Source organism: Paenibacillus sp. FSL R5-0914 (assembly GCF_038004525.1).
GTDB lineage: Bacteria > Bacillota > Bacilli > Paenibacillales > Paenibacillaceae > Paenibacillus_AQ.
In genome coordinates, this window is the sequence record NZ_JBBORH010000001.1 from 2,967,503 (window position 1) to 2,982,869 (window position 15,367).

The following is a 15,367-nucleotide window of genomic DNA, read 5'->3' on the forward strand; positions in this document are numbered from 1 at the left end:
GAGACCTATGTATTACAAAACTAGAGGTTATCGTATTTTCAACATATTCAATACTTGTTTTCTGATCATACTCGCACTCATGTGTATTGTTCCTCTGATTCACGTATTAGCTGTATCTTTCAGTGCCAAGTCTGCGGCTGACGCCAATCTGGTGGGCTTGTGGCCAAAGCAGTTCTCTCTGGAAGCTTATAAAAAGACAATGAATAATCCGATATTCCTACACTCCATATGGGTATCTGTGCAAAGAACTGTACTCGGAACCGGACTTACGCTTCTGATTACTTTTCTGGCAGCTTATCCGCTATCTAAGGAAAACTCAGCCTTCAAAGGCCGGAATGTTTATTCCTGGTTGTTCGTGTTCAGCATGGTGTTTAATGGTGGTCTGATTCCATTCTATATTGTTATTCAAAAGATTGGCTTAATGGATTCCTTCTGGGTACTCGTTCTGCCAGGCGCGGTGAATACATTCTTGGTAATTCTGATGCTGAACTTCTTCCGCGGTATTCCTAAAGATTTGGAGGAAGCTTCGCTAATTGACGGTGCAGGACATTTCCGTACCTTGTTCAGCATTTACTTACCGATTTCATTACCATCGATTGCGACGATTGCACTGTTTAGTATGGTGTTCCACTGGAACTCCTGGTTCGATGGACTGTTGTACTTGAACAATTCCAAGCAGTTTCCGCTGGCGACCTTTCTGCAGACCGTTATCATTCAACGGGATATGAGCTCCATGAGCATTAATCCGAAGGAGATGGAATTAATCTCGCAGACAACGGTTAGAGCCGCGCAAATCTTTATCGGGGCTGCTCCTATTCTAATCGTATATCCATTCTTGCAGAAGTATTTTGTTAAAGGAATGACACTTGGTTCTGTAAAGGAGTAGGGATGATGATAACGACATTTATCAATGGAATGGACATCTCGTTTTTGGATGAAATAGAGCAGGGTGGAGGCAAATTCCATAGTCGCTCTGTTCGGACTGCTGAGGAAGGTGAGGATTTACTCCACATCCTTAAGGACAATGGAGTAAATGCCATACGGCTGCGGATTTGGAATGACCCTCCAGGTGTCTTTTGCAATTTGGAACGGACGCTGGTTATGGCAAAGCGGATCAAAGAAGCAGGGCTGGATTTTCTACTGGATTTTCATTATTCAGATATATGGGCGGATCCAGCTAACCAATGGAAGCCAAAAGCTTGGGAGGCACTTGACTTCAGTGGTTTGACATCCGCCGTGTATGAGTATACACGCGAGACCCTTGAAGCTTTACAGTCCCAAGGCACACTGCCCGATATGGTGCAGATCGGTAATGAAATTACGCCAGGCATGTTATGGGGAGAAGGCAAGGTTGATGGAGATTGTGATACTCCGGAGCAGTGGGAGCAGTTCACTACGCTAGTTAAAGCAGGTATAGCGGGTGCGAAATCCGTCGATTCTGACTTGTCCATCATGATCCATATTGACCGGGGTGCTGATCATCCGGCGAGCCGTAACTTTTTTGATCGTTTCTTAGAACATGGTGTAAATTATGATGTTATCGGATTATCATTCTACTCTTGGTGGCATGGTACTTTGGACGACTTACAGCTTAACCTGAACGAATTAGCGCTGCGTTATAACAAGGATATCATTGTGGTGGAAACAGCCTATCCATGGACACTGAATGCACCTGAAGGATTTCCAGTAATTGTGAATGAGGAAGCCCAGCTCCATGATGGTTATCCAGCCACAGAAGAGGGTCAAGCTAAGTATATGAAGGATTTCATAAACGTAATTGAGAATACACCTAACGGAAAAGGAATCGGCTTTTATTACTGGGAGCCTGCTTGGATTCCTTCGCAAAAGGAATGGTCTGTTGGGCATGAGAATGGGTGGTCCAATTTAGCTCTGTTTGATTTTGAAGGCAAGAAACTGGATTCGCTCCATTTCTAAAGATTATTAGAAAAGAAGACAGCCAATGGTTAAGCACCGTGGCTGTCTTCTTTTTTAATTCAAAAAGGCATCTAAAGCCACCGTAGGCTTACCAGAAGAATCAAAGGCACCTTTTGTGTAAGCGTACCATGTACCATAACTCTCCGGTTCCCAATAGAACACGCCAAGCCCTTTGCCGCCACTTACCGATTTTGTTTTGCTAATGATGTCGGTAAGAAAAGCTTTCGCCGTTGTTGGAGCACTAACGTCCATGCCGACCTCTGAAATGATCACCTCTTTACCATACCGGGCAACCATATCATTCATATTCGTTAATGTCTGAGCGTTCAGTGTAGACCAGTTGCTTGTAGTGGGATATAGTGACATGCCGATCACATCATAGTTGGCACCGTTAGACTTCAGACCGTCAAACATCCAGCGGAATAAGGAATTGTCGTAGCCGTTAGAGAGGTGGACGATGACTTTTGAACTACTACTGACCGCTTTTACTGCACTATATCCTGAATTGATCAACGCGGCAAAATTACTCATACTTACAGAAGCTTTTCCATCCTCCCAAAGCATTCCATTATTCGTCTCGTTCCCTACCTGTACCCATTCCGGCGTAACACCGCTAGCTTTGAGTGTATTCATAACATCATACGTGTGGTCATATACCGCTGTCTTTAGAGCTGTAAAGTTCTTGCTGGTCCAGGCAGCAGGTTTCTTCTGATTGCCGGGATCTGCCCATGTATCACTGTAATGAAAGTCAATCATGATTCGGAAACCCATGTTCTTGGCCCGAACGGCCTGTTTCACAACATCGGCTTTGTTAGAGAAATTAATGGAAGGGTTAACCCAGACCCGTAGTCTAATGGAGTTCATTCCGTGATCTTTGAGAATTTGCAGTAGGTCTTGTTTCACACCGTTATCATTGTAAAAAGACCAATTATAGTACTCCATCTCCGATAGCCAGCCTACATCAGCCCCTTTTGCAAAAGTCGTAGCAGCTTCCGCTGGTTTGTTATTCCCAAAGTTGAAACACATACTAAACACGAGAGACAGGCAAACGAACAATTTGAACGTTGTTTTTGAGTTCTGTTTGTTCATGATCATAACCTCCGGATTAGGATTTTAACAACAGGCGCCCTTAGTTTAGCGATGTTTGTATCCGTTTACATAAAACTCCTTCCTTTCTCTTTTATAACAAGATTGTAAGGTGGGGTAAGCATTCCCGATACCAATAAAAATTCAACATTTCAGCATCTTTGGAAATTGATTCAGAGCTTCAAGAGTAAAAATAAGGCTTTACTCCCATACTACCGTTATCTTGCACCGGAGCTACTTGATCACAACCTTTAGGAGGAATGCGGATGAAACAACATTCTGCTCCCGCCATCTATATACAGCTTAAGAACCGGGTGACGGTGCCCAAAGGTAAAGGTGTCACATTGGGTGATATTGCATTTTTGATCGCGGAGCCAGAGCTGAAAGAGTCGTTGGAATCGATTCTGCTAATGAAGCCAGAGCAAAGTGACGGTAATCTAATTTTGATTGACCTTCTGATGGTTATTCCCCGCATTTATGAGCTTTTGCCGGAAGCGGATATTGAGCCGATCGGTGAAGGGAGAACGATTGTGCAGATTGAAGGTCCAGTGGAGAGGCGGAAGCCTTCAGTAGCGATGTTTGTCTTAGTGTGGCTGCTGCTGTTCTTCGGATCTGCGCTGACAATCATGAATTTTCATGCGGATGTAAACATGCAGGAGGTTCAAATCCGAATTGTGGAGATGATAACCGGTCATCGGGATGAACATCCGGTTGTATTTCAGATTGCGTATTCTGTAGGAATCGGCTTTGGGATGGTCATTTTTTTCAACCATTTATTTAAGAAAAAGTGGAATGAAGAGCCTACACCGCTAGAAGTGGAAATGTACCTGTATCAGAAAAATATCGACCAATACGTCATCAATGAGGAGTATAGCAAAATGAGGCGCCGTGGAGAAAATCAACCAGAGAACGTGGAGGACGGAAGATGACGGCACCTATAACACTAGGGTTGAATTTGCTGCTGGGTATTGCAGGGGGGATCGCTGTAGGTGGTGGTGTGATCGCTTTATTTGTGGTTCTCGACATGGTGCCCCGTCTGGCTCAATTAACTTCTTCTTACGATAAAGTACATTGGTACGAGGGTGCGATGGTAGTTGGATCATTGCTAGGAACCGTAAGTGATTTTTGGAATTGGAAAATATCCTCAGGTCCTTTAGTTGAACTTGGTATAGGACTTTTTGACGGGATTTTTGTCGGGATGCTCGCTGCAGCATTGACCGAGGTATTAAATGTGCTGCCGATACTCGCTAAACGCTTGAACATGACACATTATTTGTTCGGGCTGTTAATGGCGATGGTAAGCGGGAAGGTCGCGGGTTCTTTGTTCGACTGGTTTGTATACCGACAGTAAACGGAGGTTATGGAATGAGCAAATTTATTCACAGCGGTGATTCTCTGCCAGAAGAGGATCATCAGGAAGAAAACGCTGCGGCTGCCGCAGCAATGAAGAATACCGCAGAGGATCTAGTTGATGATCATACCGAGGTTAACGGAGCTTCTATGACCAGTGAAGACGCAGATCCGGCGGAAAATACTACAGCAGCTGATCCGAGTCAAGAACAGCAGGATGCAGAAGCATCTGCGGAGCTAGGAGCAGAAGAGCAGAGTACCGAAGCGTCAGCACAGCCCGATTCCGGGCAACAGGATACAGAAGCATCTGCGGAGCTAGGGTCAGAAGAGCAAAGCGCTGAAGCATCAGCTCAGCCGGATTCCGGGCAACAGGATGCAGAAGCATCTACGGAGCTAGGGGCAGAAGAGCAAAGCACTGAAGCATCAGAACAGCCGGATTCCGGGCAGCAGGATGCAGAGGCATCGGATGAGCTTGGGGCAGAAGAGCAAAGCGCTGAAGCTGCACAGCCGGATTCCGGGCAGCAGGATGCAGAGGCGTCAGATGAGCTCGGGAATCAGGAGCAGAATGAGCCTAGTAAAGGATTTTTTGCCAGGTTATTCGGCTTAGATTCAGACTCTGAATCCGAAGATGAGGCGCAAGATCAGAATACCCAACAAACAGGCGGATCAGAGTCCGCAACAGAGTCCGGGGAAGAATCTCAAGCCAAAGTGACGCCAAAGTCCAAACTATCTAAAAAGCAAGCGCAACAAGAGTCACAAGACAGCAATAAAAAGGGAAGCAGCAAGCTACAGAAGAAACGAGATCGCGAGCACTCCAACTCATTAAAAGAATCCGTCATTTACTGGCAAGGTAATGATGAAATCCCAATGTCCTTGCAAGATACGAAACAAACACTTACTGAGGTAATGGGACTGGGCACAAGCTTTGATGTAACGTTCAGACAGATGTCCTTTGGCGGACATAAGACAGCTCTACTCTGTTTAAGTGGTTTTACCAACACAGATGTGACCGATGATATTCTAAAACGTCTGACCTATCTCACCTCTGAGAATCTCTCTACGGGTGTGCTGTCTAGCTTTATGAATGAATATGTCCCTCACATCCAGGTGGAAGAGGGGAATTCTTTAAGCGAAAGTATCGAGAAGGTACTAGAAGGCTTGAGCGTGCTATTCGTCGAAGGTGAGAACAAAGTTATCATCATGGATACTCGTTCTTATCCTAGTCGCAGTCCAGCCGAGCCTTCGATTGATCGGGTGGTGCGCGGTGCGCGCGACGGTTTTACAGAGACTTTACTGAGCAATATCTCGCTTGTCAGAAGACGGGTTCGAGATCCAGGGCTGAAATATGAGCTATTTCGGGTTGGACGACGGACACAAACAGATGTATGCGTGGCTTACATTGATGATATCGTTGATAAAACACAGGTTATGTCTGTTATCGACAAAATCAAAAGCATTGATATTGATGGTATTCCTCTGGCAGATAAACAATTAGAGGAGGCGATTATCGGCGGTGGATGGAATCCATATCCTATGGTGCGTTATTCTGAACGCCCCGACGTCGTAGCTTCCAATTTATTGGAGGGACGGGTAATACTGTTTGTAGATACCTCACCAATTGTTATTGTTCTTCCGACTACTTTTTTTGATCTTTGTCAGCATGCAGAGGAGAATCGTCAGACTCCTTTTATGGGAACGTACTTGCGGTGGGTCCGTTTCATCGGTATATTTGCGTCCATGTTCCTGCTGCCGCTATGGATGTTGCTTGTCATTCATCCTGAACTAAAGCCGGCTATGCTGGATTTCATTGGACCTCAAAAGACCGCCAGAATTCCAATACTCGCCCAGTTTCTAATTGTGGAGCTTGGGGTTGATTTACTGCGGATGGCTGCAGTACACACACCAACGCCTTTAGGTTCAGCGATGGGTCTGATTGCAGCTATATTGATTGGCGATATAGCGGTTCAGAGTGGTTTGTTTGTAAACGAGGTAGTTCTGTATATGGCTGTAGCCTCCATTGGTATGTTTGCAACCCCGAGTTATGAGCTGGGTCTTGCGAATCGAATCGTCAGGCTTGCGTTGCTAGTTGCCGTAGCGGCATTCCAGGTGCCAGGATTTATGATTGGCACGACGCTACTGACTATTTTCCTTACTACCCATCGCTCCTATAACTCGTCTTATATGTGGCCGTTTATACCTTTTAATGCAAAGGCAATGAGTGAAATTCTAGTGCGTAAGCCAGTCTTAAGCTCGAAGACAAGGCCGTCTTTCAACAAAACTAGAGACAATACAAGGGTGCCGCCTACTCAAAAGAATGATTAACAATCGTAGGAAAATACAAAACTACTGCAAATTAGTCCATTCAATGGAGTTCCCACTGTCTGTTATACTGAATACACTAAAGACAGGGTGGAACCTTGATATTCCACAGAAATTGGAGGACTAAAGAATGTTTCTACACGGTACTAGCCGAATTAACGATGCTGGGCATTTGGAGATCGGCGGATGTGATGTAACTGAATTGAAGGCGGAATATGGAACCCCGCTATATATATTGGACGAGCAATTGGTGAGACAACGTTGCCGGGAATATATGGATGCTTTTAAATCCTCTGGACTTGGGTTCCAAGTAGCTTACGCAAGTAAGGCGTTCTCAGTAATGGCTATGGTTCGTTTGGCTGATGAAGAAGGCTTGTCGCTTGATGTTGTATCTGATGGCGAACTTTATACTGCTTTGCAAGCTGGCTTTCCTGCAGAACGCATTCATTTTCATGGCAACAATAAGACTTCTGAAGAGATCGAAATGGCGATTGATGCCGGGATCGGCTGCTTTGTAGTCGATAATCTGGTAGAGCTTAATCTTTTGCAGTCGATTGCATCACGTAAAGAAGTTAAGGTTAACATCTTGTTACGTGTGACACCAGGTGTCGAAGCTCATACGCATGAGTATATAACAACAGGCCAGACCGATTCCAAATTTGGATTTGATATCGGTAATGGATCAGCTTATGAAGCAGTTAAAGCGGCAGTCAGCAAAAAGAATTTAGTGCTGCTTGGCGTACATTCCCATATTGGTTCTCAAATTTTTGAAACGGATGGATTCCAGCTTGCTGTTGAACGTGTAGCGAGTTTTGCTCGTAGTGTTAAAGAAGGTTTGGAAGTGGACTTCCGTGTAGTAAACCTAGGTGGAGGTTTCGGTATTCGTTATGTTGAGGGGGATACCCCATTACATGTTTCTGAATATGTAACTGCAATTACGGATGCCGTGAAGACTCATTTTGCTGGAATCTATAATGCTTTGCCTGAAATTTGGGTGGAGCCGGGCCGTAGTATTGTTGGAGATGCAGGTACTACACTTTATACAGTAGGTACGAACAAGGATATCCCAGGCGTGCGTAAGTACGTTGCCGTCGACGGTGGGATGACTGATAATCCACGTCCTGCATTGTACCAATCTAAATATGAGGCATTACTTGCTAATCGTGCGAATGAAGAGGCTACAGAAACTGTATCCATCGCTGGTAAATGCTGCGAGAGCGGAGATATGCTGATCTGGGATGTAGAGCTGCCTGAGGCTGAAAGCGGCGATCTGTTGGCTGTAGCCTGCACAGGCGCTTACAATTACTCCATGGCGAGCAACTACAACCGGCTTCGTCGTCCGGCTTTAGTGTTCGTTCAGAACGGACACAGCGATCTTGTAGTGCGTCGCGAAAGCTATAATGATCTTATTGCCAACGATATTGTTCCTGAGCGTATCGCTAAACAAGCTGCTGTTGCTAAGTAACAGCCGTTAATGTTAGGTAGGGAAAACTGGTAAGGCATAAAGAGCAAGCAGGAATTACTCCTGCTTGCTTTGCTTTGTGCGTAGTTTCATAGTAATATAATTGAGGTATTCTAAATTTGTTAATTTTGAAAGGGGTCATTTACATATGGCAAAGCAAGCGAAAATTACTCTTGAAAATGGCGGCGTAGTGCTGATTGACTTGTTCGATCAAGATGCACCAAACACTGTAGCTAACTTTGAAAAGCTAGCAAAAGATGGTTTCTACAATGGATTGACATTCCACCGTGTTATCCCTGGTTTTGTAGCTCAAGGCGGATGTCCTAACGGAACTGGATCTGGTGGTCCAGGATACACAATCAACTGCGAAATCAACCCAAACAAACACGAGCGCGGAACACTTGCTATGGCACATGCGGGTAAGAACACAGGCGGAAGCCAGTTCTACATCTGCTATGCACCGCAACCACACTTGGATGGAGTTCACACTGTATTCGGTAAAGTAGTTGAAGGTATGGATCTTGTTGATACTTTCAAAGGACGCGACAAAATGACTTCGGTAGAAATCATCGAAGCTTAAGAATTCTTAATTTAAAAAGGCTAGTCTCCGGATTATCGGAGGCTGGCCTTTTCTTATTTAATAAGGAATCCGGCTTATTCGTTTACGTCTCGATTTACGCTGCTCTGGCACCCAGAAGAATACCAAATACATGAGCAGAAACACAATGAAGGCAAACAACTCTTCAACAAGCAGGTAATAAGGATAAGGCCCGAAATAATCCAATACAGAATAAGTGCTGGGCTTATGAGATAAGAACATGTAGTTAGATCCTAGGATGTAATTGGCGATCCACACACAAGCGGCCACAATGTTTAGTCCAAGCATGGTGAACAGGAGAGATTTCCAAGTGGGCTTATAGCCCTCAATCCAGGTCATATAAAGTGAAGCGAGAACAATACCACCATGTGCTATAAAGAACAGTAGAAATCGGAAATGAGGGAATGGATAGACCAGATTCGGTGTGAGTAAAGCAATGAATGCTCCACCAATCCCAGCAAAATACAGAAAGGAATATAGTGCTCGGCTACGAGTGATCAGCATGATAACGGATAGTAGTAAAGTAATTCCGCATAGTTCGAGCGGGAGTGAGCTGCTGGATTGCCATACGCCTTGAGAGAGGTACCATATTTGAAGTCCTGTTTCTGAGAACAAAAGAATAATAATCAGCAGCAAGCGCACACTTTGCCGAAGTCTCACATCAGTCCGAATCTCGAATCTTAAACTGTAAAACAGTATACAGACCAATGTAATGATAGACAGAGCAATCCAATGTGAAGGGGAGAACATAATGAAATCCTCCGTACGCTGTCGATCAAAATAAGATGAAAGATGCATGAACCAACCTCCTTCGTACCTAAAAAGCACTTCAAAAAACAACTTTGTAAATTTTTGATATTTTCTGTTTCTGAACATCCATAAAATGGTTATATATGTATGCATTCTGTCAGCTAACCCACAAAAGGATGGCTTTTCATTATTTTAACATAAGATGGGGCAATGGGCGCGGAATTACATAAGAAGCATTCGAGCATGAGGAATGGCAGAGATTACGCTTCAAGAGGGGATACAAACATAGAAAAATCAAATTGGAAAAGGAATTGGAGGCTTTAGGATAATGTTAAAGAAAAGAATAAGTGTGATGATCGTTATTCTGATGCTTGTAGCGCAATATGCCTATGGCATCGGGTTCACTCCACAAGTACAAGCAGCGGCAATCGATCAAGAGCGGAATATCATCACCAGTGTCTCAATGGCTGTATATGGTGAAGACGGGCAGACGGTTACGGATAGCGTCTATGAGCAAGAAGCTAATGTAACATTAGATTATACGTGGTCTCTTCCTAAAGCTCATCCGTACAAGCAAGGTGACACCTTTACCTTTCAGCTTCCAGAGCAGTTTCAGCTTTTTAATGATATTAGCGGCTTGTTGGTCTCAGAGGATGGAGATGTAGGAACTTTTACAGTTGAGCAGTTATCACACCAAGTAACAATGACCTTTAACGACTACATAGAAACGCATGATGACGTGCAAGGAACGCTTCGGATCAATACTAAGTTTGATAAACAAAAAATCTCAGGAAGTACTGTTCAGCAGATTTTATTTCCGGTGAGCGGTGGTGTTCAGACGGTTACTGTGAATTTTAAACCGAATGTAGGATCGACCATTGAGAAGAGGGGGATTCCTCAGGGGTTTAATGCAGACCATATTCTATGGTCTGTTGACGTAAATAAATCATTAAAAACTGTTGGAAATGCAGTCGTAACGGACCCTATACCAACAGGTTTGTCACTTAGCACTCCGGTTACTGTGAGTGTGTATCAACTGAGTATCCAGTTGGACGGTTCGGTAACACAAGGCGCACTACTCGATACCAGTAAATATTCTACAGAGTTCACTGGAGGATCGTTAAATGTTCATTTCACTGATCCTGCGATTTCGAGTGCTTACCGTATTGAATACTCCACAGCTATTACTGATGAGCATCGGCTAAGCTTCACGAATACAGCGACTTTTACAGGAGATGGGCAAGTTCCTGCAAGTTCTTCTGCTACTGTTCAAGTAGAACGAGGAGGAAGTTTGAACAAGTACTCTAGCGGATATGACTGGAGCAATCAAATCATTTCCTGGGCAATCGAATATAACTATAATAAAAAAACGATTCCGCAAGGAAATGCTGTACTAAAGGATTTGTTTAATGATTCTCAAGCGTTAGTAGCCAATTCTATAAAAGTATACACGGTGCAACTGGATTCAGCGGGTACAGCAACGTTGAGTAATCTTTTGACCAAGGATATTGATTACACTGTAGTTGCAGCTTCAGACGTGAATAAGTCAGGGTTCACCTTACAATTTAAACAAGATGTAACATCTCCTTATCGAATCGAATATAAGACCAAAGCTGTAAAGCGTGTGTTTGAAGATACCATAATCACTAATACAGTTACGGACAGTACCTATACTGGAGAAGCTACACGCTTAATACGGTCAGCCATTTTGTATAAGAACTTATCAGGCGTAGATTATCAGAATAAAACGGTTGGATGGAAAGTCACATTAAACAGTGATAACTATCCAATGGGTCAGGTTGAAGTTACGGAGTCATTCCCGTTTGGCGGACTGAAGTTTATTCCGGAATCACTCGTAATTAGAAATTCTAATGGGAATGTATTGAATCCTTCCAAATATAGTTTGGTTTACAATGCTCCTGTTCAGGCTAATAAAGGATTCAAGGTTGTCTTTAATTCGCAGATTACTGGTCTTTATACGATTAGCTATACAACGGAATTTAATAAGGATTGGATTTGGTCTAATACTGAAAATTTCAATAACAAGGTTAGGATGGACTGGTTAGACACGTCCGAAATTCCTCGCACAACAGAAGCAGAAGGGCTATTTATTCCAAGAACTGAAGCGAAAAGCAATGGTTTGAAGTTTGGTTCTTATAATGCTTCAACTAAAGAATTAGCTTGGACATTAGGGGTCAATTATAATAGCAAAACGGTTGCAGAGCCAGAAGTCGTGGATATTTTGAAATCGGGTCAAACCCTGGTTCCTGGATCGCTGAAAGTATACACCATGAATGTTGCTAAGAATGGAGACCCAACGAAAGGTGTCGAGGTAAACAGTAGCAAATACACTTACGGTGTTAATGGTAATAATGAGCTGAAGCTCTCTTTTACAGATGCTATTCAATCCGCTTATTATATAGAATTTCATACAAGTCTTGAAGGCAAAGTCATTGGCACTTCTATTGATAATAAAGCCAATCTCTATGATGGGGCAAAAAAGGTATCCAAGGATTTGAACGCTACCGTAAAGATTCCTTATGGAGACGAATATCTCTTGAAAAATGGTGTTCAGAATGGCGAAAAAATCGATTGGAGCATTCAAATTAATCGTAGTCAGTCTACTGTGAAGAATGCGTTAATCAACGATACTCCTAGCGCTAATCAGATTCTGCTGCAGGATTCATTCCATCTGTATCCTACAATCGTAGCTGAAAATGGGGATGTAACAAAAAGCGGACCTGAATTGATTCAGGGTATCGATTACAGCTTAGAAATAAAAACAGATGTAGACGGCAAGCAGTCGTTTGATTTAAGCTTCGCCAAGGAGATTAGTAAACCTTATATTCTCGACTATCAATCCCTGATTATGGCGAATACAGGAGACAAAGTTATTAATACTGTTCGTTTCAGTGGATTTAATGTTATCGAAATAAGCAAAGATTCTTCTAAAGAAATTATCGTCGGTGTGTCGAGTGGATCAGGATCAGGTAGCGGGGTTAGAGGTTCCTTGATGATCAAGAAGCTGGATGCAGAGGACAACTTGAAGACGCTGGCAAATGCAACTTTTGCACTCTATCGCCTTAACGGCTCAGACCGGGTATTTATTAATAGCTTAACCACAGATTCCGCTGGTACAGTAACATTCAATAAATTATGGTTGGGTAACTACGTATTGATTGAGACGACAGCTCCTAGTGGCTATGTACTTGATCCTAAAGAGCATCCAGTGTCCATTCATTCTTCATCAACGAATCAACTCGTATTTACGAATCAAAAAGCAGTTGAGCCTACACCTACTGCAACGCCAGAACCAACTATAGTCCCAACCGCAACACCATCAGCTTCATCGGAACCGACGGCTACTCCGTCAACAGAGCCGACATCAGGACCTACGTCTACACCAACCTCAGGAACCCCAGGAGGTCCGTTGACACCTACACCTACGAGTTCGCTGGTGCCAGGAGTAATCATCAATGATCCGGCAGTACCTGCTGGCCCTGGGAATACGAGCGATCTGGAATCCGCGACATCAGAAGAAGTAGGAACTCCTGATTTAGTTATTACAGATGAAAATGTTCCTTTGGGTGAAGTCGACATTGTTGATGAGGAAGTTCCGAAAGGTACAGTCAACAACAGCACTTCAAGTGCCCCTCAGCTTCCAAAGACGGGAGAAAGTAGCCCTGCGCCGCTCTACATGACAGGTATTGGATTAATAGCCATAGGCTATATTCTAAACAGTGTGTTTAGACGTGGAGGAAACTTAAAGTAAGTGAATAAGTATGATTTGAAATTGAACTGAAAGAAGCACCCGGCGTGATTATAGTCGGGTGCTTTTGTTTGTGTTCAGAACCTATTCACTCGCAGGGAAGGAAGTCTCGAATTCGGTTTGTTTACGTGAGCTTTTGGCTGAAATTGTTCCACCGTGGAGCTCTGTGATGCTCTTGGCAATCGCGAGTCCTAAGCCGCTTCCGCCAGTCTCCCTGGAACGTGACTTATCTACACGATAAAATCGCTTGAATAAGTGGGGGAGGTCCGTGGCAGGGATCGGGTTACCGTAATTCGTGCATGTAGTAATCACACTGTTATCTTTTCTATAAACGGAAATATCTAGAATTTTACCTTCTTTACCGTATCTAACCGCATTGGTAAATAGGTTCTCATATAATCGTACTAACTCGTCCGCATCACCATGGATAATCAAAGGGCCCATATCCGTATGAATACGGCAGGTCATATCCGCTTGCTCCAATACGGGAGCGAATTCCTCGACAAGCTTTTTGAGCAGCTTGCCGAGATCTAAAGGCTCCATATTAAGGGGAAGCCCGTTGCTGCTAACACGTGTATATTCAAATAAATCGTCGATCAGCTTTTTAAGAGTCAGGCACTTCTCATAGGCGATATTCACATAATAACGCAGCTCAACCTCGTTCTTATAACGATCCTTCTCCACATATTCCAGGAATCCCAGTACAGAAATTAGAGGGGTTCGAAGATCATGGGATACACCAGTGATTAGGTCATTTTTTGCTTTCGCTGCTGCTCGTTCTTCATCTATAGCGGATTTTAGCTTGCCCGCCATGAGGTTCATATTTTCGGCGAGTTTACCGAGTTCATCCGTTCCTGTTACTGGTACCTTGAAAGATAAGTTGCCGTCAGCAATCGCTTGAACCCCGCTTGAAATGTTATGAAGATGGCTTGTTGTATTTCTGGATAGCTTCAGGATGAAAAAAATAAATAAAGGAACCCCAATAAGAATCACTATAGGAGTAGAACCGATGTTATTGGTCACCCAGCGGATGAGTTTAACGCCCCAGAAGGAATGAGAAGGATTGAGCCATAGCAAAAGGGATGTCCCATAATAGCCGACCAATAAAATTGCTGCTGTAAGAGCTAGACTCGTTAGGCTAAAGCCAACTATTTTCCAAGATAAGGTATCGAATCTTTTAAAGTTCATCTAGAAGAACCTCCTTTTTCCAGTTTGTAGCCAACGCCCTATACCGTCTTTAAATACTGTGATTTTCTTGAATTAGCTTCAATTTTTTCTCTGATTTTTCGAATGTGTACGATGAGTGTATTACTGAGTCCAGTGATTTTATCTAGTTCCTGACCCTTGGCAGATCGGGAATTTTTGTGTTTCCCGAATTTTTATACAGGCCTCTATACCGTCCGTACTACAAGAAGTATACAATATTCTCGATTGAAATCCTTATTTGAAGGCTGGCGAGGATCGATGGGAAACAGTTTGTTTAGCTCTTTGAAAAACTTAAGGCTATTATAAAACCGTCCACATACCAAAGATGAAACAGGCGAACTTCCCAATGGCGGCATGTAAAAGTAAAAAGTAAACTTAATAGTTTCTTAACAAGCCTTAAGATTTGGGAAGCGGCTATGCTATAATAATTTCAAATTCAATAGGTTGGAGGAGAATTGGAAGATGTGGAAAGAGTTTAAAGCTTTTGCCCTGAAAGGAAATGTACTAGATTTAGCCATTGCTGTCGTTATCGGAGCAGCTTTTGGTAAGATTGTGACTTCATTAGTATCTGACATCATTATGCCAATTGTTGGCTTGATAACAGGTGGTATAGATCTGAAGGATCGGGCTCTAAGTGTTATGGTTATGCATAATGAACTGCTTATCCCTTATGGGCAATTTTTGCAGGCGGTAGTTGATTTCTTTATTATTTCCTTCTCAATCTTTATGGTGATTAAACTGGCTAATAAATTCCAGCGCAAAGAAGCCGTTAAAGTTGAAGTGGTGGAGACGCCAGCACCCGCAGAAGATATCGTGTTGCTAACGGAAATTCGTGATTTGTTGAAACAACAAGAACACGGATTGTAATTGGAAAAAGAAAAAGCGCCTGGAG

The 15,367-nt window shown here is 43.3% G+C and carries 12 protein-coding genes and 1 pseudogene; 9 read left to right on the forward strand and 4 right to left on the reverse strand.

What is annotated here, in order from left to right; translation table 11 throughout:
- Window positions 1–7: 7 nt before the first annotated feature.
- Both MKX60_RS13050 and MKX60_RS13055 read left to right on the forward strand, forming a co-directional pair.
- On the forward strand, window positions 8–886 hold the full coding sequence (locus MKX60_RS13050) for a carbohydrate ABC transporter permease (protein ID WP_042190304.1): 879 nt from the start codon (window positions 8–10) through the stop codon (window positions 884–886).
- A 2-nt stretch (window positions 887–888) separates the two neighbouring features.
- Window positions 889–1,935: a glycoside hydrolase family 53 protein gene (locus MKX60_RS13055; RefSeq protein ID WP_340971632.1), complete on the forward strand. Its 1,047-nt coding sequence runs from the start codon at window positions 889–891 to the stop codon at window positions 1,933–1,935.
- A 54-nt stretch (window positions 1,936–1,989) separates the two neighbouring features.
- Here the strand turns inward: MKX60_RS13055 and MKX60_RS13060 are convergent, their stop codons facing one another.
- A complete protein-coding gene (locus MKX60_RS13060) occupies window positions 1,990–3,024 on the reverse strand; it encodes a glycoside hydrolase family 53 protein (protein ID WP_042190300.1) in 1,035 nt (344 codons plus the stop codon).
- Between the two features lie 263 nt (window positions 3,025–3,287).
- Between MKX60_RS13060 and MKX60_RS13065 the strand changes: the two genes are divergently transcribed.
- The 5 genes from MKX60_RS13065 (at window position 3,288) to MKX60_RS13085 (ending at window position 8,732) form a co-directional block, all read left to right on the forward strand.
- A complete protein-coding gene (locus tag MKX60_RS13065) occupies window positions 3,288–3,950 on the forward strand; it encodes a stage V sporulation protein AA (protein ID WP_339266226.1) in 663 nt (220 codons plus the stop codon).
- Window positions 3,947–4,372 (forward strand): stage V sporulation protein AB, encoded by a 426-nt coding sequence (locus tag MKX60_RS13070; protein WP_076284537.1) that lies wholly within the window; start codon window positions 3,947–3,949, stop codon window positions 4,370–4,372. The genes MKX60_RS13065 and MKX60_RS13070 overlap by 4 nt, the downstream gene beginning before the upstream one ends.
- 707 nt (window positions 4,373–5,079) lie before the next feature.
- Entirely contained in the window at window positions 5,080–6,693 is a 1,614-nt protein-coding gene (locus tag MKX60_RS13075) for a spore germination protein (protein ID WP_076284655.1), read from the forward strand.
- 127 nt (window positions 6,694–6,820) lie between these two features.
- Window positions 6,821–8,155: a diaminopimelate decarboxylase gene (gene lysA, locus MKX60_RS13080; RefSeq protein ID WP_076284538.1), complete on the forward strand. Its 1,335-nt coding sequence runs from the start codon at window positions 6,821–6,823 to the stop codon at window positions 8,153–8,155.
- A gap of 145 nt (window positions 8,156–8,300) precedes the next feature.
- Complete coding sequence (locus MKX60_RS13085; protein WP_042190291.1) at window positions 8,301–8,732, forward strand: peptidylprolyl isomerase; 432 nt, start codon at window positions 8,301–8,303, stop codon at window positions 8,730–8,732.
- 57 nt (window positions 8,733–8,789) lie between these two features.
- On the opposite strand, the gene MKX60_RS13090 is transcribed toward MKX60_RS13085, so the two are convergent.
- Window positions 8,790–9,548: a YwaF family protein gene (locus tag MKX60_RS13090; RefSeq protein ID WP_076299557.1), complete on the reverse strand. Its 759-nt coding sequence runs from the start codon at window positions 9,546–9,548 to the stop codon at window positions 8,790–8,792.
- Between the two features lie 280 nt (window positions 9,549–9,828).
- Between MKX60_RS13090 and MKX60_RS13095 the strand changes: the two genes are divergently transcribed.
- Window positions 9,829–13,272: a collagen binding domain-containing protein gene (locus MKX60_RS13095; protein ID WP_341060056.1), complete on the forward strand. Its 3,444-nt coding sequence runs from the start codon at window positions 9,829–9,831 to the stop codon at window positions 13,270–13,272.
- 81 nt (window positions 13,273–13,353) lie between these two features.
- Here the strand turns inward: MKX60_RS13095 and MKX60_RS13100 are convergent, their stop codons facing one another.
- Window positions 13,354–14,457 (reverse strand): sensor histidine kinase, encoded by a 1,104-nt coding sequence (locus tag MKX60_RS13100; protein ID WP_341060057.1) that lies wholly within the window; start codon window positions 14,455–14,457, stop codon window positions 13,354–13,356.
- Between the two features lie 38 nt (window positions 14,458–14,495).
- A pseudogene (locus MKX60_RS13105) lies at window positions 14,496–14,579 on the reverse strand (DNA-binding response regulator); the annotation flags it as partial.
- Between the two features lie 358 nt (window positions 14,580–14,937).
- Between MKX60_RS13105 and mscL the strand changes: the two are divergent.
- The gene (gene mscL / locus MKX60_RS13110; protein WP_341060059.1) at window positions 14,938–15,342 is read left to right on the forward strand and encodes a large-conductance mechanosensitive channel protein MscL; all 405 of its coding nucleotides are present in this window, start codon (window positions 14,938–14,940) and stop codon (window positions 15,340–15,342) included.
- Window positions 15,343–15,367 lie beyond the last annotated feature (25 nt).